General features: G+C 68.6%; 23 protein-coding genes. 11 read left to right on the forward strand and 12 right to left on the reverse strand.

The features are described from left to right. Positions 1 to 90: 90 nt before the first annotated feature. From AB0M48_RS40730 to AB0M48_RS40745, 4 genes are all read right to left on the reverse strand, one after another. Positions 91 to 858, reverse strand: a complete 768-nt coding sequence (locus AB0M48_RS40730; RefSeq protein WP_363853151.1) for a GntR family transcriptional regulator — start codon at positions 856 to 858, stop codon at positions 91 to 93. Positions 859 to 889: 31 nt separating this feature from the next. Continuing rightward, on the reverse strand, positions 890 to 1,633 hold the full coding sequence (locus AB0M48_RS40735) for a glutamate ABC transporter substrate-binding protein (RefSeq protein ID WP_363853154.1): 744 nt from the start codon (positions 1,631 to 1,633) through the stop codon (positions 890 to 892). A 264-nt stretch (positions 1,634 to 1,897) separates the two neighbouring features. Then, on the reverse strand, positions 1,898 to 4,555 hold the full coding sequence (locus tag AB0M48_RS40740; protein ID WP_363853157.1) for a GNAT family N-acetyltransferase: 2,658 nt from the start codon (positions 4,553 to 4,555) through the stop codon (positions 1,898 to 1,900). A 29-nt stretch (positions 4,556 to 4,584) separates the two neighbouring features. Continuing rightward, complete coding sequence (locus tag AB0M48_RS40745) at positions 4,585 to 5,757, reverse strand: acetoin utilization protein AcuC (RefSeq protein WP_363853160.1); 1,173 nt, start codon at positions 5,755 to 5,757, stop codon at positions 4,585 to 4,587. 61 nt (positions 5,758 to 5,818) lie between these two features. Here AB0M48_RS40745 and AB0M48_RS40750 point away from each other — a divergent pair, with 61 nt between their 5' ends. Next, complete coding sequence (locus tag AB0M48_RS40750; protein ID WP_363853163.1) at positions 5,819 to 6,421, forward strand: hypothetical protein; 603 nt, start codon at positions 5,819 to 5,821, stop codon at positions 6,419 to 6,421. 27 nt (positions 6,422 to 6,448) lie between these two features. Here AB0M48_RS40750 and AB0M48_RS40755 read toward each other — a convergent pair whose 3' ends face one another. Further along, positions 6,449 to 7,300, reverse strand: coding sequence for a sulfurtransferase (locus AB0M48_RS40755; protein WP_363853165.1), 852 nt, complete (start codon positions 7,298 to 7,300; stop codon positions 6,449 to 6,451). Positions 7,301 to 7,378: 78 nt separating this feature from the next. On the opposite strand from AB0M48_RS40755, the gene AB0M48_RS40760 reads away from it, so the two are divergent. The 4 genes from AB0M48_RS40760 to AB0M48_RS40775 are packed head-to-tail and all read left to right on the forward strand — an operon-like array spanning position 7,379 to position 12,255. Next, on the forward strand, positions 7,379 to 8,074 hold the full coding sequence (locus tag AB0M48_RS40760) for an iron dependent repressor, metal binding and dimerization domain protein (protein ID WP_319984349.1): 696 nt from the start codon (positions 7,379 to 7,381) through the stop codon (positions 8,072 to 8,074). Next, positions 8,071 to 9,246, forward strand: a complete 1,176-nt coding sequence (gene galK / locus AB0M48_RS40765; protein WP_363853169.1) for a galactokinase — start codon at positions 8,071 to 8,073, stop codon at positions 9,244 to 9,246. The genes AB0M48_RS40760 and galK overlap by 4 nt, the downstream gene beginning before the upstream one ends. Positions 9,247 to 9,282: 36 nt before the next feature. Next, a complete protein-coding gene (gene galE, locus AB0M48_RS40770; protein WP_266042115.1) occupies positions 9,283 to 10,245 on the forward strand; it encodes a UDP-glucose 4-epimerase GalE in 963 nt (320 codons plus the stop codon). 6 nt (positions 10,246 to 10,251) lie between these two features. Further along, positions 10,252 to 12,255 carry a S9 family peptidase gene (locus AB0M48_RS40775; protein ID WP_363853173.1) on the forward strand — a complete coding sequence of 668 codons (2,004 nt, stop codon included), beginning with the start codon at positions 10,252 to 10,254 and terminating at the stop codon, positions 12,253 to 12,255. On the opposite strand, the gene AB0M48_RS40780 is transcribed toward AB0M48_RS40775, so the two are convergent. Further along, complete coding sequence (locus AB0M48_RS40780) at positions 12,225 to 13,265, reverse strand: DUF4192 domain-containing protein (protein WP_363853176.1); 1,041 nt, start codon at positions 13,263 to 13,265, stop codon at positions 12,225 to 12,227. The genes AB0M48_RS40775 and AB0M48_RS40780 overlap by 31 nt on opposite strands. Positions 13,266 to 13,439: 174 nt before the next feature. Then, positions 13,440 to 15,239, reverse strand: coding sequence for a Xaa-Pro dipeptidyl-peptidase (locus tag AB0M48_RS40785; protein WP_363853178.1), 1,800 nt, complete (start codon positions 15,237 to 15,239; stop codon positions 13,440 to 13,442). 107 nt (positions 15,240 to 15,346) lie between these two features. On the opposite strand from AB0M48_RS40785, the gene add reads away from it, so the two are divergent. Together add and cutA are read left to right on the forward strand one after the other, a co-directional pair. Continuing rightward, positions 15,347 to 16,348, forward strand: coding sequence for an adenosine deaminase (gene add, locus AB0M48_RS40790; protein WP_363853181.1), 1,002 nt, complete (start codon positions 15,347 to 15,349; stop codon positions 16,346 to 16,348). Continuing rightward, positions 16,345 to 16,659 (forward strand): divalent-cation tolerance protein CutA, encoded by a 315-nt coding sequence (cutA, locus tag AB0M48_RS40795; RefSeq protein WP_363853184.1) that lies wholly within the window; start codon positions 16,345 to 16,347, stop codon positions 16,657 to 16,659. The genes add and cutA overlap by 4 nt, the downstream gene beginning before the upstream one ends. Here the strand turns inward: cutA and AB0M48_RS40800 are convergent. Continuing rightward, entirely contained in the window at positions 16,642 to 18,666 is a 2,025-nt protein-coding gene (locus tag AB0M48_RS40800; protein WP_363853187.1) for a helicase, read from the reverse strand. The genes cutA and AB0M48_RS40800 overlap by 18 nt on opposite strands. A gap of 289 nt (positions 18,667 to 18,955) precedes the next feature. Here AB0M48_RS40800 and AB0M48_RS40805 point away from each other — a divergent pair, with 289 nt between their 5' ends. Together AB0M48_RS40805 and lspA are read left to right on the forward strand one after the other, a co-directional pair. After that, complete coding sequence (locus tag AB0M48_RS40805; protein WP_363853190.1) at positions 18,956 to 20,254, forward strand: 6-phospho-beta-glucosidase; 1,299 nt, start codon at positions 18,956 to 18,958, stop codon at positions 20,252 to 20,254. Between the two features lie 91 nt (positions 20,255 to 20,345). Beyond that, on the forward strand, positions 20,346 to 20,831 hold the full coding sequence (lspA, locus tag AB0M48_RS40810) for a signal peptidase II (RefSeq protein ID WP_363853192.1): 486 nt from the start codon (positions 20,346 to 20,348) through the stop codon (positions 20,829 to 20,831). Here lspA and AB0M48_RS40815 read toward each other — a convergent pair. Together AB0M48_RS40815 and AB0M48_RS40820 are read right to left on the reverse strand one after the other, a co-directional pair. Then, positions 20,803 to 21,432, reverse strand: coding sequence for an endonuclease V (locus AB0M48_RS40815; RefSeq protein ID WP_363853195.1), 630 nt, complete (start codon positions 21,430 to 21,432; stop codon positions 20,803 to 20,805). The genes lspA and AB0M48_RS40815 overlap by 29 nt on opposite strands. Before the next feature lie 13 nt (positions 21,433 to 21,445). Then, positions 21,446 to 22,411, reverse strand: a complete 966-nt coding sequence (locus tag AB0M48_RS40820; protein WP_363853198.1) for a DUF3500 domain-containing protein — start codon at positions 22,409 to 22,411, stop codon at positions 21,446 to 21,448. A 157-nt stretch (positions 22,412 to 22,568) separates the two neighbouring features. On the opposite strand from AB0M48_RS40820, the gene AB0M48_RS40825 reads away from it, so the two are divergent. Both AB0M48_RS40825 and AB0M48_RS40830 read left to right on the forward strand, forming a co-directional pair. After that, on the forward strand, positions 22,569 to 22,859 hold the full coding sequence (locus AB0M48_RS40825) for a helix-turn-helix transcriptional regulator (RefSeq protein ID WP_363853201.1): 291 nt from the start codon (positions 22,569 to 22,571) through the stop codon (positions 22,857 to 22,859). A gap of 54 nt (positions 22,860 to 22,913) precedes the next feature. Continuing rightward, entirely contained in the window at positions 22,914 to 23,069 is a 156-nt protein-coding gene (locus AB0M48_RS40830) for a hypothetical protein (protein ID WP_363853203.1), read from the forward strand. A 97-nt stretch (positions 23,070 to 23,166) separates the two neighbouring features. On the opposite strand, the gene AB0M48_RS40835 is transcribed toward AB0M48_RS40830, so the two are convergent. Together AB0M48_RS40835 and AB0M48_RS40840 are read right to left on the reverse strand one after the other, a co-directional pair. Continuing rightward, entirely contained in the window at positions 23,167 to 24,108 is a 942-nt protein-coding gene (locus AB0M48_RS40835; protein ID WP_363853206.1) for an MBL fold metallo-hydrolase, read from the reverse strand. A 42-nt stretch (positions 24,109 to 24,150) separates the two neighbouring features. After that, the gene (locus AB0M48_RS40840; RefSeq protein WP_363853209.1) at positions 24,151 to 24,579 is read right to left on the reverse strand and encodes a CBS domain-containing protein; all 429 of its coding nucleotides are present in this window, start codon (positions 24,577 to 24,579) and stop codon (positions 24,151 to 24,153) included. Positions 24,580 to 24,659: the final 80 nt, after the last annotated feature.

Consider the following 24,659-nt stretch of genomic DNA (forward strand, 5'->3'; position numbering starts at 1 on the left):
CGACCCACGGCCCTATGTCTGGACCAAGACCGCCGACCAGATCCTCGACTCCATCGCACGCTACTGCACACGAATTAACAACTCAGGACACTAGCGGTCGGCGTGCAGCCTCGCGACGAAGCTGAACCGGTCACCTCGGTAGAGCGACCGGGCGCGTTCGATCGGGTGGCCGTCGACGTCGTAGGAAACGCGGTGCAGCAGCAGCATGGGCAGCGCCGGGTTCGTGCCGATCAGCAGCGCCTCACGGGGCGTGGCGAGGACCGTCTCGACGCGTTCCTCGGCCTCGGCGAAACGGACGCCGAGCCGTTCGGTGAGGCACGCGTAGAGCGATCCGGCGGGGTCGAGCTTCTCCAGGAGGTCCGGGAAGCGGCCGAGGCTGAGGTAGGTCGATTCGAGGCCGATGCGTTCGTCGTCGGCGAGCAGGACGCGTTCGAGGTGCACGACCGGGTCGCCTGGTTCGAGCAACAGGTCGCGGGCCAGGCCGTCGTCGGCGCCGAGCTCCTCGACCGTGATCACCGTGCGGTTCGGCTCGACGCCCTGGCGGCGCATGCCCTCGGTGTAGCTGACCAGGGACAACGGCTGCACGAGCTTCGGCGGCGCGACGAACGTGCCGCTGCCCTGGCGGCGGATGAGCTTGCCTTCGAGCACGAGTTCGCTGACGGCTTGGCGCAGCGTGACGCGGGAGACGGAGAACCGTTCGGCGAGCTCGCGTTCGGACGGCAGGACGGTGCCCTCGCCCAGGTTCTCGACGAGGTCGAACAGCTCGGCCTTGACCGCGTAATAACGCGGGACTCGGCCGTGTTCTGGAATGCCCGCGCGAACGGGTCGATCAGCGCGGTGCGGCGGGACGCGGTTCACGTGGCGTGAGCCTACGTCACGCCCCGTGTGATCACGGGGCCAGCTTGGGCGGATCCGGGATCTTGTAGCCGGAAGATCCGATGTTGACTTCGAGGGACTTGCGCCAGGCGCCCGTGTCGATCATCTTCTGCAGCGCTGCCTGGACCTTGGCCTTGCTGCTCGGGTCGTCGCGGTGCAGGCCGACGCCGTACTCCTCCTTGCTGAACGGGTCACCGACGACGCGCAGGAGCTCCGGGTTCTGGGCGGCGTAGCCCGCGAGCAGCACGTCGTCGGTGGTGACGGCGTCGACGTTCTCCGCGAGCAGCGCCGTGACGCAGTCGCTGAACTTGGCGTACTCGACCATCTTCACGTCCTTCGCGAACTGGTCGCGGACGTACTCGGCGGACGTGGAGCCTGCGGTGGAGCACAGGCGGAGGCTGGCGTTGAGCGACTTCGGGCCCTCGATGCGGCTCTCGTTCATGCGCACCAGCAGGTCCTGGCCGGCGACGAAGTACGGGCCGACGAAGTCGACGATCTGCTTGCGCTTGTCCGTGATCGAGTAGGTGGAGACGACCATGTCGGCCTCACCGCTGGTCAGGAGCGTCTCGCGGTTGCCCGGCTGCGCTTCCTTCCAGGTGATGTTCTCCTCTTTGACGCCCAGTTCGTTCGCGATGAACTTGGCGACGTCGACGTCGAATCCGCGGTAGCTGCCGTCGAGCCTGCGCACCGCCATCCCCGGCTGGTCGTACGACACGGCGATGACCATGCGGTCGCTCGAGCTGACCTTGCTGGCCATGCCGGACCCACCGCCGCCGGCACACGAGGCGAGCAGGAGCACGGCCGCACATGTAGTCGCCACCAGGCGGAGAAGTGCTCTCGGCGTCATTCTTCCCTCTTACAGCGGTTATCAACTACAACGCATATTCCACGGGCATGCGCCTGCGCACCTGGTTCGGCGCTGCTCGGTGATGCGGGAAACCTAAGCGCCCACAGGACGCATGTCCATACCTGCGCGCGAATGAAACATCGGAATCGTTGCGGTAACTCACCAGTACCGCGGTCACCTCAGACGGCGCGGACCGGCGTCGTGCAGGGACGGAGGCGGGCCGATGACGATGCGCGCGCTGCTCACGAAAGCCCCTGCGGCAGAAGCAAGAACGGGCTCGAGCTTCAGCGAACGCACCTCCGGAAGGTCCTCGGCCAGTGCGGCCAAACGGAGTACAAGTTCCTGAAGTGCTTTCAGGTCCGCGGGTTCGTCACCGCGGTATCCGGTGAGCAGAGGCGCTGCTTTCGGTGCGGCAACGAGTTCCGCCGCGTCGGTGTCGGTGAGGGGTACCGCCCGGTAGGCACGGTCGCCGAGGAGGTCGCTGACCAGACCCGACAGTCCGAACCAGACCAGCGTGCCGAAGCTCGGGTCGTCCTGCAGACCGAGGACGCAGCTGACTCCCTTGGGAGCCATGCGTTGCACGTACACGCCCGGCTTTCCCGAGAGCGCGGCGAGGTCGTGGTAGGCCGCCTTGACCGATTCGCGCTGGGCGATGTCGAGCCTGACGCCGACCAGGTCGGTGCGGTGGCGCAGGCGTTCGCTGGTGGCCTTCATCGCGACGGGGTAGCCGAGCTCGTCGGCCGCCTGGACGGCTTCCTCCTCGCTGTGGGCGATGCGGAACGGGACGACGTCGATGCCGTAGCACTCCAGCAGTTCGACGGCTTTGTGGTCGTCGAGGCGGAGCTCGCTGCCCGGGTTGTCCACAATGGATCGCGCCCGGTCGAGTTCGATGCCGTCGGGCCGGGTGAAGGTGCCCTGAGGTGCGGCGCGCCAGCGCGCGTAACGGACGGCGCGGGCCAGGGCGAGCACGGCGCGTTCGGGACTGGAGTAGCTGGGAATCGAGCCCTTCCCCGGCATCTTCAGCTCGTCCGGGATGCCCTCGACCGCGAGGAACGTGGAGACGATCGGTTTCGTGCGGTGCGCGGCTTCCTTGAGCGCGCGGGCGTAGGCGGCGCCGGGGACCGCGATCGGAGGCACGAACACCACGACGAGGGCGTCGGTGTCGGAGCGGTCCAGGGCCTCCTGCACGGCCTTCGCGAACTCCTCGGGAGTGGCCTGGGCGCCGACGTCGACGGGATCGCCCGCGAGGTCGAGGTCCTGGGCGAGGAGCGTGTCGGCGGCGAGGAGGCCGATCGCGGTGGAGTTGCCGACGACGGCGACGCGTTTGCCCGCGGGCAGTGGCTGGTGGGCCAGCAGCAGCGCGGTGTCGAACAGCTGCGCCAGCGAGTCGACCCGGATCACTCCGGCCTGCTCGAACAGGGCCTGGACGCTCGCCTCGTCGACCTTCGCGCCGGTGGCGGCGAGGCCGGGGACGACGGCGTGCCGGCCGGACTTCACCGCGACGATGGGCTTGGTGCGGCCGAGCCTGCGGGCGAGGCGCGCGAACTTGCGGGGGTTGCCGAACGACTCCAGGTAGAGCAGGACGACGTCGGTGGAGGGGTCGGTCTCCCAGTACTGCAGCAGGTCGTTGCCGGAGACGTCGGCGCGGTTGCCGGCCGAGACGAACGTGGACAGGCCGAGACCCCAGCCCGCGGCGTTGGCGAGGATGGCCGTGCCGAGGGCGCCGGACTGGCAGAAGAAGCCCGCGCGGCCCCGTCCGGGCAGCATCGGGGCAAGACTTGCGTTGAGGCGGACCTTGGGGTCGAGGTTGATCACGCCCAGTGCGTTCGGACCGACGACGCGCATGCCGTGCGCTCTCGCCTCCGCCGCGAGCCTGCGTTCGGCCGACAGCCCGTCGGGCCCCGTCTCGCCGTAGCCGGAACTGACGACGACGAGCGCCTTCACGCCCTTGGCGAGACACCCGTCCATGACCTCGTCGACGCTGGCCGCGGGCACGGCGACGACGGCGAGGTCGACGTCGTCGGGGATGTCGAGCACGGTCGGGTAGGCGCGGACGCCCCGTACGGCCCGGTGCTCGGCGTTGACGGGGTAGACGGGCCCGTTGAAGTCGGCTTCGAGGAGGTTCTTGAGGACCGCGTGCCCGATCTTGGTCGGGTCGGTGGACGCGCCGATGACCGCGATGCTGCGCGGGTGCAGCAGGTTGTGCACGCTGCGGGCCTCGGCGGCCTGCTCGCGGGCCCTGGCGACGGCGACGGACTCGTCGGTGGGGTCGATCGCGAACTCCAGGTGCAGCACGCCCTCCTCGAACGCCCTGCTGACCTGGTAGCCGGCGTCGCGGAACACCCGCACCATCTGCCCGTTCTCGGCGAGCACCTCGGCCTCGAACCGGGCCAGCCCGACCTCCCTGGCCGCGGCGGCGAGGTGTTCGAGCAGGATGCTGCCCAGCCCGCGCCCCTGATGGCCGTCCTGGACGACGAACGCGACCTCGGCGCTGTCGCCCCGATGCACGTCCCCGTGGTTGACCCCGTGTTTGTCACCGTGGAGCCGATCGAACCGGCCGACGGCGACGATGTCGTCGCCCAAGAGCGCGATGAGCGCCACGCGGTTGTAGTGGTCGACGGTGCTGAACCGCTCCAGGTCACGCTGCGGGATTCGCGGGTACGGCCCGAAGTACCGGAAGTACCGGGTCCGCTCGGACAGCCGCCCGTGGAACTCGCGCAGCTTCTCGCCGTCGTCCGGCGTGATCGGCCGCAGGTGGACGGTGCCGCCGTCGCTGAGGACGACGTCCGCCTCCCAGCTCCTCGGGAAGTCGAACGGATCTCTGCCCGGCATGTCTTCAGGCACGTTGTCTGGCACTTTTGTCAGTCCCTGGGGTCGTCGGGATCGAGGCCATGCAACGGGAACACCGCACGCCGGGTCTCGCGGATCGCCTTGTCCACCGGCTCTTCCGCGTCCCCGCCCCACGGCTGGTACCCAGCGTCGCATCCATCAGTCATGGACGCAGGCAAAGGCCACTCAGGTGCGATCCGTGTCGCATGAGCCACCCAGTCCGCCGGCAACGGCCGGTCCGGGTCGACATCGCGGTCCAGCACCGTGGCCAGCAGGTGCGTCCACGACCGCGGCACCACCCTGAGCAGCTCGTACCCACCACCACCGAGCGCGAGCCACTTGTACCCGTGCTCGTCGACCAGGTCGCGGAACGCCTGATAGATCGACCGATGCCCGTCCACGCTCAACGACAGGTCCGCGAGCGGATCCTCCTTGTGCGTGTCGACACCGCACTGCGTGACCAGCACCTGCGGCCGGAACGCCCGCAACAACGACGGCACCGTCGCCTGGAACGCCCGCATCCACCCGCCGTCACGCGTCCCGGCGGGCAGCGGCACGTTGACCGCACTCCCCTCGGCCCCGGCGCCCCCGACCTCGCCGGCCCAGCCGGTGCCGGGCCACAGGCTCATCGGATGCTGGTGCAACGAGATCGTCAGCACTCGCGGGTCGTCCCAGAACGCCGTCTGGACCCCGTCTCCGTGATGCACATCGACATCGACATAGGCGACGCGCTCGACCCCGCTGCGCAGCAACCACTCGATGGCCACCGCACAGTCGTTGTAGACGCAGAACCCGGCCGCGCTGTCCGGCATCGCGTGGTGCAACCCACCGGCGATGTTGACGGCGCGATCCGCCTCACCCGACGCGATGGCCCGAGCCGCCACCAGCGACCCGCCGACCACCAACGCCGAAGCCTCGTGCATCCGCTCGAACACGGGGTTGTCCGGCGTCCCCAGCCCGTGCCCGACGTCCCACCCGGCCGTGGGCGCGGCCTGCACAGCACTCAGATATCCGGGCTTGTGCACCAGCTCGATCTCGTCGTCACCGGCGGGCTGCGGCACCCGCAACTCCACGCCCTCCAACACTCCGAGCGCCGTGGCGAGCCTGATGGTCAGATCGAGCCGAACCGGATTCAACGGATGGTCGCCACCGAGGTCGTACCCGAGGAAGGACCTGTCCCAGACAACAGCGGCTGGCTTACCCATGCCCAGCAACCTACAGTCGCGAGCCCGGAACCGAACTCACCGAACAGGGGTCAGAGGCGACATGCACCTGCGACCAGCGGCCGTCCTCCTCGCACTGGGCCTGACCCTCGCCGCCGTCTCGGGCTGCGCCGAACAGGTCAAGGGCCAGGCCCGAGCCGACGCCAACGCGGCCCAAGAACCCGCGGACCCCACCACGACGTCGAAGAAGCCACCCGCCAGCACCACGGCCTCGAAGCCGGCGGACCCCACCCCGCAGAAGCAGGGCGACGTGAAGATCGCCACCAAGAAGAAGGCCACCGGCCTCGAGACCTGCGGCGTCCTCAAGACGGCGGACATCGAGGCCGCCACCGGCGGCAAGTCCTCGGCGGACGGCGGCTGCATCCACACCACCACCGGCCCGTCGACCGTCATCACCCAGATGGTCACCGTCCCCGACGCGGTGGACCAGGAAGGCGAGAAGAAGCAGATCGAGATCGGCGGCAACACCGCGTGGCAGGTCAGCGCGTCCAAGGAGGACTGCCAGGTCACCGTCATGCTGACCGACGACCCGACCGCCATCACCTCGGCCTTCTCGGTGAACGTCCTCGCGATCGAGGAAATGGACACCTGCGCCACGGCCCTCAAGCTCGCCACCGAGGGCTTCAACCGCATCCCCGCCGCCTGACGCGAGCGTCCGGCCCTGCCAACCAGGTCAGCCGCCGGTCGCGACCTCCCGGTCCAACGCACACCAGTTGGACCACGACCCGGCGTACAACGCCGCCGGCTTCTCGGCCGACGTGATCCCCGCGACCTCCAGCGCCAGCACCACGGACGAAGCGGTCACCCCCGACCCGCAGTACGCGCCGACAGCCACATCACCCGACACCCCGAGCCCGGCGAACCGCACGGCCAGCTCCTCCGGCCCGAGCCACCGCCCGTCCGCTCCGACATGCCCGGTGGTCGGCGCGTTGAGCGCGCCCGGGATGTGCCCGGCCTTGGGATCCACCGGCTCGGTCTCGCCGCGATACCGGGCTGCCGCCCGAGCGTCGAGCAGCACACCCTCCTGAGCGAGCGCCGCCGCCTCGTCCGCATCGAGCACGGGCATCTGCCCGGGCCGCACCACCACGTCACCGGCGGCGTCCCCGGTCAGCGGCGCCGGCACCTCCGCGGTCACCGGCAGCCCGGCGGCCTCCCACGCGGCGAACCCGCCGTCCAGCACCGCGACCTCGCCGAACCCCGCCCACCGCAGCAGCCACCACACCCGTGCGGCGACCGACCCGTCACTCGCGTCGTACGCCACGACCTGGGTGCCCTCACGCACACCCGCGGAGCGCAGCACCTCCTGCAACCGCTCCGGGTCCGGCAGGGGATGGCGGCCCCCGGCGCCGGGGGGAGCGGACAGCTCCGTGTCCAGATCCAGGTACACCGCGCCAGGGACGTGGCTGACCTCGTAGTCTTGGCGTCCGGGTGGTCCGCCGAGACGCCACCGGACGTCCAGCACGACGGTGGCCGAACGCGCACTCAGCGCATCGGCGAGGGCCTCAGGAGTGATCAAGGGATGCACGGCTCACATCCTGCACCCGCGCGGACACCTGTGTCCCCCGGCACGACTACCATCGACACCATACGAAGGGGAGCGGGTGTGAACGACCTCATCGACACCACGGAGATGTATCTCCGCACGATCTACGAGCTCGAAGAAGAGGGCGTGGTACCTCTGCGCGCCCGCATCGCCGAGCGTCTCGGCCAAAGTGGACCGACGGTGAGCCAGACCGTCGGCCGCATGGAACGCGACGGCCTGGTGATCGTGGCGGAGGACCGCCACCTCGAGCTCACCGAGCAGGGCCGCAACCTCGCGATCGCCGTCATGCGCAAGCACCGGCTCGCCGAGCGCCTCCTCGTGGACATCATCGGGCTCGAGTGGGAGCACGTGCACAGCGAGGCATGCCGCTGGGAGCACGTGATGAGCGAGGCCGTCGAGCGCAAGCTCATCAAGCTGCTCGGCAACCCCACCACCTCGCCCTACGGCAACCCGATTCCTGGCCTCGACAAGCTGGGCGACGGCGAGCCCGCCCCGCCCGCCGAGGCGGACCTGGTGCGCGTGGACGAGGTGGCCCGCCGCGGTGGCGGCCGCGTCGAGGTGCGCCGCATCGCCGAGCACGTCCAGCTCGACCCGGACCTCATGGCCGAACTGAAGGCAGCCGGCGTGGTGCCGGGCGGCACCGTGGAGGTCGAGGCGCTCGGTGGCGCCAAGGTCATCCAGGTGCGCGGTGGTAACGGCACCGCCGCAGAACTCGACCCCGCGGTCGCCCACGCCGTCATGGTGCTCGCCCGGTGACCCAGGCAACGACACCGGCGGCGAAGGCGGCCGAGGCGTTCCAGCGCCTGCACGGACGCGCGCCCGACGGGGTCTGGTCGGCCCCAGGCCGCGTCAACCTCATCGGCGAGCACACCGACTACAACGACGGCTACGTGCTGCCGTTCGCGTTGCCCCACCGCATCGCGGTGGCGGCGTCGCCCCGTGCCGACGGCGTCATGACCGTCAGCACGATGGGCGACGACGGTGCGCTGCAGGACGCGGCCCCGGTCGTGGTCGCCGACCTAGTCCCCGGCACCGTCAAGGGGTGGGCCGCGTACCCCGGTGGCGTCGCCTGGGCTCTGCGCGAGCAGGGGATCGCCGTTACCGGCGGAGCCGACCTCGTCATCGCGGGCGACGTGCCCGCCGGCGCCGGTCTGTCCTCCTCGCACGCCCTCGAGTGCGCTGTCGCGCTCGCTCTGCTCGGCCTCGCCGGCGTCGACGCCGAGCGGGCGGACATCGCGCGCTGGGTGCAGCGCTCCGAGAACGACTTCGTGGGCGCACCGACCGGCATCCTGGACCAGACGGCATCGCTGTGCTGCATCGAAGCGCACGCCCTGTTTTACGACGTGCGCTCCGGCAAGCCGGAGCAGGTCGCGTTCGACGCGGCTGCCAGCGGGCTCGAGGTTCTCGTCATCGACACCCGCGCCAGCCACGCCCTCGTCGACGGCGGCTACGGCGCCCGGCGGGCGGGCTGCGAGCGTGCGGCCGGCATCCTCGGCGTCCCCGCGCTGCGCGACGTCGACATCGCCGAACTCGACCAGACGCTCGTCCGGCTGCCCGAAGAGCTGCGTCCGCTGGTGCGGCACGTCGTGACCGAGAACGACAGGGTCCTGCGCACCGTCGAGCTGCTCCGGTCGGGCCGGCTCGCCGAGGTCGGGCCTCTCCTCTCGGGCTCCCACGCGAGTCTCCGGGACGACTACCGGGTCTCGTGTCTCGAGCTCGACGTCGCCGTCGACTCCGCGATGGCGGCCGGCGCCCTGGGTGCCCGGATGGTCGGCGGCGGTTTCGGCGGCTCGGCCATCGCCCTCGTGCCCGTCGAACGGCACGACGAGGTCGAGCGGTCCGTGCTCGCCGGCTTCGCCTCGCGCTCGCTCACGCGGCCGAGGCTCTTCACGGCGGTTCCGTCCGCGGGCGCGGGCAGGGACCGGTAGCCAAGAACGATCTTGATCAGGAATGCGAGGACTGTGGTGAAGCTGCTCGTCACGGGCGGGGCCGGGTACGTCGGCAGTGTGTGCGCTGCCAGGCTGCTCGAAGCCGGGCACGAGGTGGTCGTGCTCGACGACCTCTCCACCGGCCACGAGGACGCCGTCCCCGCGGGAGCGCGCTTCATCCGGGGTGACATCGCCGAGGTGATCGGCGATGTCCTCGCGGAAGGGTTCGACGGCGTTCTGCACTTCGCGGCGAAGTCCCTCGTGGGCGAATCCATGCAGGACCCAGGCAAGTACTGGACCGGCAACGTCCTTACCGCGATCCGTCTCCTCGACGCGATGAAGGAGCACGGCACGCCGAAACTCGTCTTCTCCTCGACTGCCGCGACGTACGGCGAGCCGCGGGAGGTGCCGATCCCCGAGACCGCCCCCACCGCGCCGACCAACACCTACGGCGCCACCAAGCTGGCCATCGACCACGCGATCACGTCGTACGCCGCCGCGCACGGCCTGGCGGCGACGAGCCTGCGGTACTTCAACGTCGCCGGCGCCTACGGCAGCATCGGCGAGCGGCACGCGACCGAGACGCACCTCATCCCGCTCGTGCTGCAGGTCGCGCTCGGGCAGCGAGAGCACATCTCGATCTACGGCGAGGACTGGCCCACCGAGGACGGCACCTGCGTCCGCGACTACATCCACGTCCTGGACCTCGCCGACGCCCACCTCCTCGCACTCGAGAACGCCACCGCCGGGGAGCACCGGATCTACAACCTGGGCAACGGCACCGGCTTCTCGGTCAAGCAGGTCATCGACACCTGCCGCGAGGTCACCGGTCACCCGATCCCCGCCGTCGTCGCCCCCCGGCGCGCCGGCGACCCGGCTGTGCTGGTCGCCTCCGCCGAGCGGGCTCGCGCCGACCTCGGCTGGAAGCCCGAGCGCGCCGACATCACCGGCATCGTCCGCGACGCGTGGGAGTTCACCCGCGCCCGGCACGAGGCCTGAGCCGGGATGACCGACTTCGCCTCCTTCGAGAGCTACAACGCCACCCCGCGGCTTGCGTCGCTCGCGCTGTCCCCGGACGGCACCCGGCTCGTCACGGTCGTGTCCACGCTCGCGCCGGACGGCAAGACGTGGCAGGGCGCTCTCTGGGAGGTCGACCCCACCGGGGAGCGGGAGGCCGTCCGGCTCACCCGCTCCGCCAAGGGCGACTCCTCCCCCGTGTTCGCGCCGGACGGGTCGCTGCTCTTCCTCTCGGCCCGCCCGGACCCGCTCGCGAAGCCGGGCGAGACCAAGGACAAGAAGGCGCTGTGGCGTCTTCCGGTCCGCGGTGAGGCCGCCGAGGTGCTGCGACCCGGTGGCGGAGTCGGTCAGTTGCGTACCGCCGGCGAGACGGTGCTGTTCACGTCGTCGGCGTACCGCTTCACGGAGTTCGGCGACGACGACAACGCCAAGCGCAAGGCTCGCGAGGACGCCGGCGTGACGGCGATCCTGCACGAGTCGTACCCGATCCGGTACTGGGACGCGGACCTCGGCCCGGCCTACCCGCGGCTGCTCGCGGCCCCCGTCGCCGACGTCACCGCCGAGACGGTCACCGACCTGAGCCAGGACTCCGAGAACAGGCTCAGCGACGAGGACGTCGCGCTCAGTCCAGACGGGAAGTGGGCCGTTTACGGCCACGCCGTGGACGTCAGCGCCTCCTACGGCCGCAGGACCGAGCTTCGGGTCGTGGCCACGAGCGGCGGAGCGTCGAGGGCGATCGCCTCCGAGGAAGGTTTCTCCTTCCACGGCGCCACGTTCACGCCCGACTCGTCCGCCGTGATCGCGATCCGGTACCGCGAGTCCACTCCGGACTCCCCACACCGGCGCGACCTGGTGCGCATCGAACTGACCGGCGACTCGATCACGCCACTGGCGCCCGGTTTCCAGGAGGAACCGGATCACCCGGTGGTGAGCCCGGACGGGTCGGCGGTGTTCTTCACCGCGAGCCACCTCGGCCACCAGCCGCTGTGGCGGCTGGACCTGGGGTCCGGCGAGATCACGAAGCTGACGATCTCCGGTTACTACAGCGATCTGGTCGTGAGCCCGGACAGCAAGACGCTGTACGCGCTGCGCAACTCGGTCGACCACCCACCGCAGCCGGTGCGGTTCGCCGCCACCGGAGCCGATCAGGACCCGGAACGGCTGCGCGCACCCGGTGCCATCCCTTCCGTGCCCGGCACCCTCACCGAGATCTCCACGGTCGTCGCCGACGGCAGGACCGTCCGTTCCTGGCTGGTGCTGCCGGAAGGCGCCTCCGCCGACTCCCCCGTCCCGCTGGTCCTGTGGGTCCACGGCGGACCGGTCATGAGCTGGAACGGCTGGACCTGGCGCTGGAACCCGTGGCTCATGGCCGCGCGCGGCTACGCCATCCTGCTGCCCGACCCCGCCCTGTCGACCGGCTACGGACCCGACTTCATCAAGGCCGGCTGGGGCCGCTGGGGCGCTGAGCCCTACACCGACCTCATGGCCATCACGGACGTCGCCGTCGAGCGTGCCGACATCGACGCGTCCCGGACCGCCGCGATGGGCGGATCCTTCGGCGGCTACATGGCCAACTGGATCGCCACCCAGACCGACCGGTTCCGCGCGATCGTCACCCACGCGTCCTTGTGGCACCTCGACGCCTTCTCCGGCGCCACCGACAGCTCCTACTTCTGGATGCGGGAGATGGGCGACCCCCTCACCCAGCCGGAGCGGATCCTGGCGAACTCCCCGCACCTGCGGGTAGCCGACATCAAGACCCCGATGCTGGTCATCCACGGGGACAAGGACTACCGGGTTCCCATCGGCGAGGGGCATCGCCTGTACTTCGACCTCGTCCGCCACGGGGTCAACGCGAAATACCTTTACTACCCAACCGAAAACCACTGGATCCTCACCCCCGGGAACTCTCGGATCTGGTACGAGACGGTGTGGGCGTTCCTGGCCGAGCACGTCCTGGATCAGGACTGGGAGCGGCCCGAACTGCTCTGAGTGCCGGCGAGCAGCTGACGGGCGCTGTCCAGGTACTTCACGGACAGCGCCCGCATCTCAGACGGCGGGAACGCGGCACCGACGGCGGCTCGGACGAGCTTGCTGAGCGAGTGGCCGGGACAGGCTTCCTCGGCCGCGTCGAGCGCGATGGACGCGATCCCGCCGTCGCCGCGTTGATAGGCGTAGAACGCGAGCAGGCACGCGGGCTCCGCTCGTTCCGGTGCGGGGCAGGCCCTGGTGAGCTCGAGCCACAGGCGTTCGGCCAGCCTCGACCGGGGCTGCGCCGCGAACCCCATGCTCGCGTCGCGCACCTCGGGCATCGCCAGCGCCCTTGCCAGAGCGACGATCTCCTTGTCCGGCAACGATCCCTTGCGGTGTTCCACAGCATCGATCGCGTCACTCACCCGACGCAGTTCGATGCTCGGGTCTGCGTCGGACGAGCCCGTCGTGAGTTCGTCGAGCAACGTGGACCTGCGTTCCAGAGCCTCAGGTGGATCCAGCGTCAGGATCGCGGCCATGGCGGCGCGCGACTCGAACGTCACGTTGCCCTCGTGTGCCGACGCGGCGGCGACAGCGGACAGTTGAGGATCCGGCAACGTCCCGTGACAGTCGACATCGAGATAGCACAGCCACTGCGAGCCCTTCTGGCACGACGGCAGCCACACGGCTTCGATGACGTCGATTCCCACGCCGCCCAACTGATGGCTGAGGGCGGTCACCAGTGGCTCGTGCGGCAGTTCCTCGGGCATGTGTTCGGACGGAGCGCATACGACGACGAGGATCACTTCTGACGCGCCGTGTTCCTGCAACGGCCCTTCCAACTGGGCCGCGAGCAGGCCCCTATGTCGTGGGCGTGGAAGGTCGACGCGCATGGTCATGCTGACCAGATGGTCCTTCAGCACCAGCACGACCAGCGAGTCGGCCGGGTGGAACCCCATCAGGTGCGGGATCGCGGCGTAGAGATCGCCGGCGTCACGGACTCGGATCGGCTTCGAGAGGGTTGAGGGCATGGGCCCACTGTGGAGCGTGGGACCGGGTGGTGAGCCGGGCCGGCCGGGAGGTTGTGGACAACTCAGCGGCTGTGGACAGGTTGCGATCTTGGAGTGCTCGCCGGCGGGGTTTCGTCGGGGGTGGGTGCTAGGTTGCCGCGCTTCGGTCCCGGGAGACCGAAGCGCGGCGACACGTCAGAACGACTGGAACACGGAGCGCCAGCCGCCGACGACAGGCAGCTCCACCGACGTCCGGGTGAGGTCCACCGACAGACCGGCACCCGGCTGCGGGCGCAGCGTGTAGTCGTAGTCGCTGGAGATCACGACGAACTCGAGCCGATGACCGGCCTGCAGGACGTAGTCGTCCGGCACGATCGGCACCTCGACGTCGTAGAACTTGCCGGGCTTGATCGGCGACGTCTTGTCCGGCCGCACCCGGTTCTGCGGGTCGGTCGAACCGCGCGTGATGACGTGCGACCTGCCGTCCGGCGCCCGGTCGACGAGCAGCGTCGTCACGTTCGCCGCAGGCCGGTCGAACGCGACCCGCAGGTGCGCCGTCGACCTGCCCGACAGCCGCACCGGCTTCTTCGCCGGCTCCGAGGTGTAGGAGAGGCGGTTCGGCGAGGTCGCCAGGTCGATCAACGACTCAGCCGTCTTCGTCGCGTCGTCGGTCAGCTTCTCGACACCGCGGCCGGGCAGGATCCCGAGGCCGCCCTTGGTGGACCCGCCCGCGGACAGCCGCAGCCGCACGTCGGACGTGCCGGGAGCCGGCCAGTCCTTCTCGTCGACCCACGTCTTGTCCTCGCGCTGCAGGGTCGCCTTCGGTTCCTTGTCGACGCCGTTGCGGTGACCCCAGAGGTACTGGGTGAACCAGCGGTTGAGCGTGCGCCGCCACTCGGCTGAACGCAGCGTGTCGGCGTCCGTGTGCCCGGACTGGTGCAGCCAGATCTTGTGCGGCGCACCGACCTTCTTCAACGCCGAGTACCACTGCTCGACGTGCGTCATCTTGACGTTCCAGTCGTTGAGCCCGTGCACCGCCAGCACGGCCGCACGGACCTTGTGGACGTCGTTCATGTAGTTGCGCTTGTCCCAGAACTGGCTGTAGTCACCGGTGACGCGGTCCTGGTCCTTCGCGATCTCGGCGATGATCGGCTTGCAGATTTCCCTGTCGGCGCGCGTGTAGACGTACTCGGCGAGCACGTCGGCGTCCTCGCCCTGGAACGTGCCGGGTGCGACGACGGCGCCGTCCGCGCGGTAGTAGTCGTACCAGCTGGAGATCGCGGCGATCGGCACGATGGCTTCGAGGCCGCGCACACCGGTCGAGGCGACGGCGTTGGGCAACGTTCCGTTGTAGGAGACGCCCATCATTCCGGTCTTGCCGGTCGACCAGGTCGCCTTGATGGCTTCGCCCGTGGCGGTGCGTGCGGTCGCACGGCCGTTGAGCCAGTCGACGACGACACGCGCACCGATCGTTTCGTTTACATCACCCGTCGTCGGGCAGCCCGTCGACTTGCCGGTGCCGAGCGATTCGGCGTAGACGACGGCGTATCCACGTGCGATGAAGTAGGCCTCGTAGCGACCTGACGTGATCGGGTTCGGGCCGAGGGCGGCGGTGATGCGTTCGTCGGAGGAGGCCTTCAGCAAACGGCCGTTGCGCTTGTCCGGCACGTACAACTCGACGTCGACGTTGTGGTTGGCAACGTCGTTACCGCCGGAGAAGTACGGGCTGACCATGTAGACGACGGGGACCTTGAGACCGCGTTCGGTGGCGCGCGGCCGGACGACCTCGGTGTAGACCTCGTCGTCCTTGCCGTCGCGGTCGCTGTCGACCGGCGCCCGGACCCAGAGGCTCTCCTTCACCACGTCCTTCGGATCGAAGACGGGTTGCGCCTCGCCGTCCTTGAACACCGGCCCTTCGGCGGCTTGGGCCGTCGTGGGCAGGAATGGCAGAACCAGCACCGCTGTCAGCAGTGCAACTCTTCGTGCGCCCCTCACGAGGCACCCCCAATGCGGAAGCCAGAGACAGGGATCGCCCTGCACCCTCTCCTTTGACTGCAAGACATGTCACCCGTCGAACGGCCCTTGACCTGAGAGCATGGACCGTGCACATTTCCGACTTCGTCCACGCGCTGCCGAAGGCCGAACTGCACGTCCACCTCGTGGGCGCGGCTTCCGTCGACACCGTTCTCGCGCTCGCACGCCACCACCCAGGCGGGCGAGTGCCGACCGACGAGGCCGCTTTGCGGAAGTTTTACGAGTTCAGGGACTTCCGCCACTTCATCAACGTGTACGGCATCGTCAACGACCTCGTCACCACCGGCGAGGACGTCCGCACGCTCATCGTCGGATACGCCCGTGACGCCGCACGGACCAATGTCCGATATGCGGAGCTGACGATCAGCGCGACCAGCCACCTGCGGGCGGGCATCGCGCCCGACGAACTCGTCGAGGCGTTGAAGGCAGGCCGCGACGAGGCGCTCGCCGTGCACGGCGTGACGTTGCAGTGGATCTTCGACGTTCCCGGTACCTGGGACCGCGACTGGGGTATGACGAGTGCGCGGTTCGCGACCGAGTACCGACCGGAAGGGCTGGTCGGGTTCGGGCTGGGTGGATTCGAGTCGGACTCGCCGAGGACGAAGTTCCGCGAGGCGTTCGCGATGGCGCGCGACGCCGGGCTGCACATGGTGCCGCACGCCGGTGAGACGACGCCGCCCAGCGAGATCTGGGCCGCGCTGCGCGATCTGCGTGCCGAACGAATCGGGCACGGCGTCAGCGCGGTGCAGGATCCAGACCTCGTGCGGCATCTCGCCGACGAGGGCGTCGTGGTGGAGGTGTGCCCGACGTCGAACATCCGCACGGGTGCGGTGATGTCGCTGGACCAGCACCCGTTGCCGCAGCTCGTGCAGGCCGGCGTGCCGGTGACGATCAGCACCGACGACCCCGGCATGTTCCACACCGATCTCGACCGCGAGTACCTGCTGTGCCACGAGCGGTTCGGGTTCGGCCGTGACGAACTCGCCGGCCTCGCACGGGCGGCAGTGCGGGCGTCGTACGCGCCTGCCGATCTGAAGGACCAACTTCTGAAGGAGATCGACGGGCTGTGAGTGGTGCGAGTGTGGTGACGACGACGGTCGACTCCGCCGAGGCTGCGGAGTCGCTGGCGAGAGGCATCGTCGAGGCGCGGCTTGGTGCCTGCGTGCAGATCGTACCGATCCGCAGCGTCTATCGGTGGAACGGCGAGGTGCGCGTCGACGCGGAATGGCAGTGCGTCGTGAAGACGTCTGCCCTCCGCGTCGACGAACTCGTCGCGCACATCAAGGCGAATCACACCTACGACGTGCCGGAGGTCGTCGTCACCCCCGTGATCGGGGGCAACGACGACTACCTCGCGTGGGTCTCAGAGGAGACCTCTTAGGTGACGTGGCAACGGCTCGGTGTGCAGGACGCCGAGCCGTTGCGTCGCCCTCGTCAACGCCACGTACAGCTCGCTGGGCGACATGCGTTGCGGTTCGATGACGAGAACGACGTCGAACTCCAGTCCTTTCGTCGCTCGCGGCGGCATCCAGCCTTCGCCTATGACAGCGATCGTGCGTTCGTTGCACGCATCAGCGTGTGCGTCGAGTTCGTCGCGTACAGCCGCCGATATATCAGTCACGCGACGGGCCCATGGACGTACGCCGGCATTGCGCACCGACACCGGTACCGACGCGTCGGGGTCGACGAGCTTCAGGACCGGGGTCGCAACGGCCATGATCTCGCCGGGGGTGCGGTAGTTGACCTCCAGCCTGCGGTAGGTGAACCGGTCGAACACCGATCCCCAGCTCCGGACGCCGCCCGCCGCCTGGCGCTGGGCCAGGTCGCCGACGACGGTCATGGACCTGTTCGGGCATCGGCGCAGAAGCACGCGCCAGTCCATCGCGGACAGTTCCTGCGCCTCGTCCACGACGACGTGGCCATAGGTCCACGTGCGGTCCTCGGCGGCTCGTTCGGCGAGAGTGCGCTGGTCGCGGACCTCGTGCCGGGCGGCCAGCACTTCGGCGTTCACGAAGTCCGTGACGATGTACTCCTCGGAGTCCGCGCGTTCATCGATCGACAGCACGTCCATGACGCCACGCGCGTAGTCGAGCTGTTCCTCCTCTTCTCGCCGCGCCGCGCGTTCCGCGGCGCCATCGGACCCGAGCAGATCGGCGAGCTCGTCCAGCAACGGCACGTCGGACACCGTCCAGGCCTCGGCGTCAGGCCGGTGCAGCTCCGGTGCGCCGATCCGGAAACAGCGGCCTTCGTACAGGTCGGCGAGCAACTGTTCCGGTGTGAGCAGCGGCCACAACCTGTCCACGGCATCGCGCAACGCGGGGCTGTGCCGGAGTTCGTGGCGGACGTCCTCCTCGATCTCCGGCCAGTCGACACCGATCAGCCGCATCGCCGGCGCGACGAGTTCCTCGGAGAGCGCGAGGAAAAAGTACTTGCGCGCGGCGTTGTGCGGCAGTCCGTAGTAACGCGTCTTCTCTCGCGCGACGGCGGCGACGTGCGCGTCGAGCGGGACGACCACGTCCTCCAGTTCGATCTCGATAGGCTGGTCGGGAAGTTCCTGCCGGTCGGCGACCGCGACGGCCAGGAGATCCAGAACTGATATATCGCCTTTCAGCCGTTGCAACGCCGGGGTGTCCTCGACGTCGGTCGCGACGCCCGGATACAGCTCGCCGGGTGTCGCGAACACGACGTCGGTCTCCCCCAGCGACGGCAGGACTTCGCCGACGTAGCGGAGGAAGCCGGTGTTCGGGCCGACGATGAGCACTCCGTGGCGCGATAGGCGTTCACGGCGCGTATACAGCAGGTATGCCACGCGGTGCAGGGCCACGGCGGTCTTGCCCGTGCCGGGACCACCTTCGATCACCAGCACGCCGGGACCTGAGTAGCGGATGATCTCGTCCTGCTCGGCCTGGATGGTCGAGACGATGTCGCGCATCGTCTCGGTCCGCGGCGCGTTGAGGGCGTCGAGCAACGCGGTGGTGTCGGTCAGCAGTTCGTCGTCGTGGAAGTCGCACAGTTCCCGGTCACGAACGCGGAAGTGCCGCCGCAGCACGACACCCTCCGGGTTCGCGGCGGTCGCCGTGTAGAACGGACGCGCCGCGGGCGCGCGCCAGTCCAACAGCAGCGGTTCGAAGTCGTCGCCGAACAGCCCGACCCGTCCGATGTAGGCGCAGTCGCCCTTCTCCGAGTCGATGCGCCCGAAGCACAGCCCCGCCTCCGCCGCGCGGTACTTCCCCACTTGCCTGGTCAGCACGTCGACCGAGGCCTCACGGTCCAGTCGCGCGGTGGTGGTGTCCCGCAGCGCGGCCGCAAGATCGGCGGCCGCTTTGTTCCGTTCTTTGTCGAGCCTTTCATACAGAGAGGTGATTCGTGCCTGTTCGCTCGCCAACACCTTGCCCCCTGTGATACAATTTTGCTATCTTCTCGGAAAATTCATTCCGAAAGCTCAAAGCCATTCTTTGTATCACACTTCAGTCGTGCGCGGCACCCTTAACGAGAGCCCGCGATGAAGATGATCGGCCTGGTCAGCAGGCCCGGCGGGTGGTCCCAGGTTCTACTTTCGCCGACCAGCGGTTCAGCTGCCGAGCCTCCGGCAATCCGTCATCGACCGCACCTGGAAATGTAGGATTCAGCGAAGCGGCCACCACTGCGGAAGAGGCCTGAATGGATGTGGTGAAGGCATGAAGCTGGTGATCCTCGGCGGGGGCGGCTTTCGCGTGCCGCTCGTCTATCGCGCGTTGCTGGCCGATCGCTCGTCCGGCCGCGTGACCGAGGTCGTTCTGCACGATCTCGACGCAGCCCGACTCTCCGCTGTCGGAGTCGTTCTAGCCGAGCTCGCGGCTGATGTATCGGATGCGCCGGTGGTGACGGCGTCGACCGATCTCGACGAGGCGTTGCGCGGGGCGGACTTCGTGTTCTCCGCGATCCGCGTCGGCGGGCTCGAAGGACGCGCGGCCGACGAGAGCGTCGCGGCGGGCTGCGGTGTGCTCGGGCAGGAGACAGTCGGTGCGGGCGGCGTTGCCTACGGTCTGCGCACCGTGCCCGTCGCGCTCGACATCGCACGCCGCATATCAGTGCACGCGCCGGACGCATGGGTCATCAACTTCACGAACCCCGCCGGCATGGTCACCGAGGCGATGGCGGCGCACCTCGGCAGTCGAGTCATCGGCATCTGCGACTCCCCCGTCGGGCTCGGCAAGCGGGTCGTGCGGGCGATCGGTGCTGATCTCGCAGACGCGTGGCTCGACTACGCCGGCCTCAACCACCTCGGCTGGCTGCGCGGTGTCCACGTGCACGGGCGGGACGTGCTGCCGGATCTGCTCGCGAACACGGAGCGGCTCGAGTCGTTCGAGGAGGGCAAGCTGTTCGGCTCGGAGTGGTTGCGGACGTTGGGTGCCATTCCGAACGAGTACCTGCACTACTACTACTTCACGCGTGAGGCAGTGGAGTCCGGCGCGTCACGCGGGGCGTTTCTCCTGGAACAGCAGAAGCAGTTTTACGCGGCTCCCTCGTGGGAGAGGTGGGAGCGAACCCGTCTCGAACGCGAGCAGACCTACATGGCCGAGACCCGCGACGACGAACGCGACAGCGACGACCTCGACGGCGGAGGCTACGAGCGGGTCGCCCTCGACCTGATGCACGCCATCGCGTCCGACAACCGAGCCACCTTGATCCTTAACGTGCCCAACAAGACGACGTTGGCGTGCCTCGACGCGGACGCCATCATCGAGGTGCCGAGCCTCGTCGACGCGAACGGTGCGCGGCCCGTCTCGGTCAGCCAGGTGCCGGACGAGGGCGTCGGACTCGTCACCGCGCTCAAGGTCGTCGAACGCGCCACCATCAAGGCCGCTATCAGCGGTGAGCGGGCACATGCGGTGAAGGCGTTGGCGCTGCATCCGCTCGTTGACTCCGTGAGCATCGCCCGCACGATCGTCGACACGCATCCGTTCCTGTCCGGAGTCTTCCGCGCCACGTTCTGAGGGTTTCACGCGGCGATCGACGTCGAGGCGTTCAGGGAGTGACGAGGGTCTGATGCCGAGTGGTGGTGTTCTTAACTACGCTCGACCGCAAATGGACACCACCACCTCTCGCCGCGTGCCGCTCGTCATGGGCATTGCCGTGCTCGTGCTGCTGCTGGATCAGGCCACGAAGTTCTGGGCCGAGAGCGCGCTGACCGGCCGCGCGCCCATTCCCGTGCTCGGGGAGTTCCTGCAGCTCCGGCTCCTCTACAACCCCGGTGCCGCGTTCTCGATCGGCGCGGGGTCGACGTGGATCTTCACCATCATCGCGGCCGTCGCCGTCGTGATGCTCGCGCGATACGGCATGCAGCCTCAGACGAGGCTGCGGGCTGCCGCGCTCGCGTTGATGCTGGGCGGCGCGACGACGCACCTGCTCGACCGACTGTTCCGGCCGCCGGGCTTCGCGCGCGGGCACGTCGTCGACTTCCTCGACTACAACGGCTGGTTCGTCGGCAACGTCGCGGACATCGCGCTGGTCTGCGGCGCGATCCTGCTCGTGCTGCTGAGCTTCACCCCGACGAAGCAACCTGCCGAGTGAGCGTGTCGGCGCGGCGGGTCGTCTCCGGCAGCCGGTAGCGCGGAGCCAGACGCAGCACTTCGGCGCACGCACGGTCCAAGTCGATCTTGTGGCCGACCGACACGAAGACGGGCTTCACGCCGTCCTGCGTGCGCAGGGCACTGCCGACGACCTCGTCGCCGTTGTCGCCATTCATCACGAGGTCGCTCATCGACCCGCGGGCGTGGCCTGGCTGCTCGAAAGTGCCCATCGGGTTCTTCGCGACACCGATGCTCGGAATGCCCGTGTGCACACCGAGATGGCACGCCAGGCCGAACCGGCGCGGGTGTGCGAGGCCCTGACCGTCCGCGACCAACAGCTCGGGCGTGACCGCCACCTGATCGAGTGCTTTCAGCAGGACTGGCATCTCGCGGAACGCGAAGAGCCCGGCGATGTACGGGAAGTCCGTCGTGTCCTCGACGACTACCTCGTCGAGGACGGCCAGCGTCTTTGCATCGAACACCACGCAAACGCCCGCAACCGAGTCATTGCTACGGTAGCCGACGTCCAGGCCTGCGACGGTATCTATGCGCAGGTCAGGAGCGCTTGTGGTGATCACCTGAGTGCGCAGGCGTTCTTGCATTGCGACAGCGTCGTCAACCGTTCTGGGCCACTCCACGGACGACAGTGTGCCGTGACTCCTTGTAGTGGGCGGCGAGGAGGTCGTCGCCGAAGTCACCTGAATGGCGACGCCAGACCGTGTGGACGTGGTTGGCCTCGTTGGCCGTGTTGTCGTACTCGATGAGCAGGTTCGGGCCCTGGACGCGGTAGTAGTGCCCTTCGCCTCGGCGCAGTGAGCCTTCCCATGAGAAGTGCAGTCGCTCCGGGTCGAGCTGGGCGAACTCCTCGTCGGCCAGTTCGTAGGAGAGCCGGTCGAGGTAGAAGCGGACGATGTCGACGAGGAGCTCCGCAGCGGGTTTGCCGAGCTGGGCCGGCGTCACGCCGATGGGGTCGGACGGGCTGATGCGTGGCGAGTTCCCGCTGCGGATGTCTTCGGGAGCGGTGTCCGAGACGACGGCCAGGCGGCGGGCGGTCGGGCCCATGCGATCCAGGAGTTCGCGGGCGAGTTCCTCTTCCAGTCGCAGCGGCTGGCCCACGACGCGACCGCGGTAGGTGACGCGAGCCGGGTTCGCTCCCAGGAAGAACGGTGTCGCCGACACTCGGCCGTCGGCGACGACGACGTTCACCGACAGGTGGTGCCCTTCGACGCGCCAGCCCCACGGGTCGTCGCCGCCGGGCGTGCCGAAGAGCACCGTCCAGAAATCACCGTTGTGCCGATCTCGGTGCCCGCCTTCGCGGTGGTCGAGCACGTCCTCCAACGCCATCACCGCTGCGGCCTGCGTATAGGCGTGTGGGCTGAGCACGGTCGCGAGCATGCCGTGCACCGCCTTGCGCTGGTCTCGTCGAAGCTCACCTAGTGCGAGACCTGGGCGTGCACCGGGTGTGTACGCCCAGCGATGCCTCAGGTCGTCGTCAGTGACCGCCCGAGTAGCGTGTTCGCGCTGGTCAGCGGCTAGCAAACTAATATATTGGTGCGTGGCGTCGGCGACGTCGTGCAGCATGATTCGAACTTATAGGCCTTGGGGTCGCGAAGCAGCAGGTAGTGGACGCTGGCCACGCGGCTAGGGCATGTCGCCGAGAGCAGCGCTGATGTTGCCGTTCCGATGCTCGACGTTCTGCGCACGGGGCCCGTGCACCACGGGGGAACCGGTCGAGGCGTTGGAGACCAGCCTGCACGTCGTCATGCAGCACCTCAGTGTGCTCCGTGAGGCCGATCTGGTGCTCGTGGAGCCGCAGGGTCGGAAACGGGTCAACCACCTGAATCCCGTGCCTATCCAGCAGTTCCATCAGCGGTGGGTCTCGCATTATGAGGAGAACTGTGCAGCGGCGCTGGTCGTGTTGACCGATGGCAAGCAGGTCTTCGTCGTCGGCCGTGTCGGTGAGGTCGCCCCGCCCCTGCTGAAGAGGCCGACGGAGGGCACGCGCATGACGCTGCGTGACTCCGGTTGACCCGAGGGCGTCAAGCGGCTCGACAAGTTCGACACGACATGGAAGGACATCCTGGTGGCGTTCGAGCAGGTCGTGGAAGCCGGTGATGTCGGCGTCTGCCTGAGGTTCCAGTACACGATGATGCGCGCCTTCATGTGGGCGATGCCGTCGAGCACCAAGGTCGAGACCGTCCCGAACCTCCCGGCATCGACCGAGCCGTCCGAAAGATGAAACCTGGTTTAGCAATGACTCTTTGGATGTCGACGTCAAAAGAGTCATTGCTAAGCAGCAGTTCAGAGGCGGTGCGAAAGTAATATATTGGTTGGGGTTACGCGTGGCAGGCGATGGGGCCGCCGTGGAGCTCCATCATGTCCATCCACACGCGAGGCAGTTCGAGGCGTTCGGAGAGCGGCTTGCCATCCAGTTCGCGGTAGGCGCGGTGGAGGTTGCCGACCAGGCGCTCGGACTCCTGCCACGACGAGAAGCGCGACTCCCCTGCCTCGCGGACGACTTCCATCGGCGTTTTGCCGGCGGCGTGGCCGGAGGTTGCCAACTCCGAGAGGTAGGTCGTGTAGGCGACCAGGTCGTCGAGAACGCGGGCGATTTCGGGGCCCCGCAGTAGCGGACCGTGACCGGGGACGATCACGGCGGCGTCGAACGCGCGCAGGAACTCGAGTGCTGACAGGTAGCCCTGGATGCTGCCCTCGGCGAGGAACGGCTGGCCGCCCGCGAAGACCAGGTCGCCGGTGAACAGGACGCGCTCGGCCGGGAGCCACACGACGGTGTCGCCGCGGGTGTGCGCTGGGCCGGGGTGGTGCAGTTCGACCACGCGTGTGCCCAGGTGCAGCGTCAGGGAGTTGCTGTAGGTGAGCGACGGCGGGCGGACCTCGATGTGGCCGTAGTCCGGGCCCGTCAGGACCTGCGCGGCGAGAAGGCCGGCGGCGAGTACTTCTTCGCGGCATGCCTCGTGGCCGACGATCACGGTTGAGGGCGGCATGAGCCAGTTGCCGAAGGTGTGGTCGCCGTGGTGGTGGGTGTTGATCACGTAGCTGGGCGCGGCTGAGGACACCGACGCCACCGAGGCGAGCAACGCGCGGTTGCGTGCCTCGGTGGACGTGGTGTCCACGAGCAGCAGCGTGTCGTCCGAGCCGACGACGACACCGGTGTTGTTGATCATCCAGGATCCGTCGGGCTGGATGTAGGCGTGGACCCCTGGTGCGACCTCCACCAGTTCTGGGAGGAGTTCGGGCCGGTCAGGAGAAGGTTTCACCCGATCCAGCGTACTGAGGCGTCCCGGGGCCCGGGGCGCCGGTCAGCCTTGGGCGATGTAGGCCTGCAGCTGGTCCTGCGACTGCTCGAGCTGTCCGATCCGGCTCTTCACCACGTCGCCGATGCTGACGATGCCGACCAGTTGCCCGTCGGACAGCACGGGTACGTGGCGGAAGCGCCGCTCGGTCATCACGACCGTGAGGCTGTCCACCGTGTCCGACGGCGAACAGGTGAAGACGTCGGCGGTCATGATCGCCGACACGGGCGAGGACAGCAGGTCCGCGCCGACCTCGTGCAGCCGGCGCACCACGTCGCGCTCCGACACGATCCCCGCCACGCCGGACGAACCGACTACGACGATCGCGCCGATGTTGTGTTCGGCGAGCGCTCTGAGCAGTTCGGACACCGGGACGTCCGGGTCGATTGTCGCGACCGCCGATCCCTTGGCCCGCAAAACGTCAGCGATCCTCACCTGGCGCCTCCGATCCTGTCGGTCCGGTAGCAACTCAGGCTAGATCGGATCCGGACAGAACGGGAGATCAAGCCCACGAA

Source organism: Lentzea sp. NPDC051208 (assembly GCF_040682435.1).
Taxonomy (GTDB): Bacteria; Actinomycetota; Actinomycetes; order Mycobacteriales; family Pseudonocardiaceae; genus Lentzea; species Lentzea kristufekii.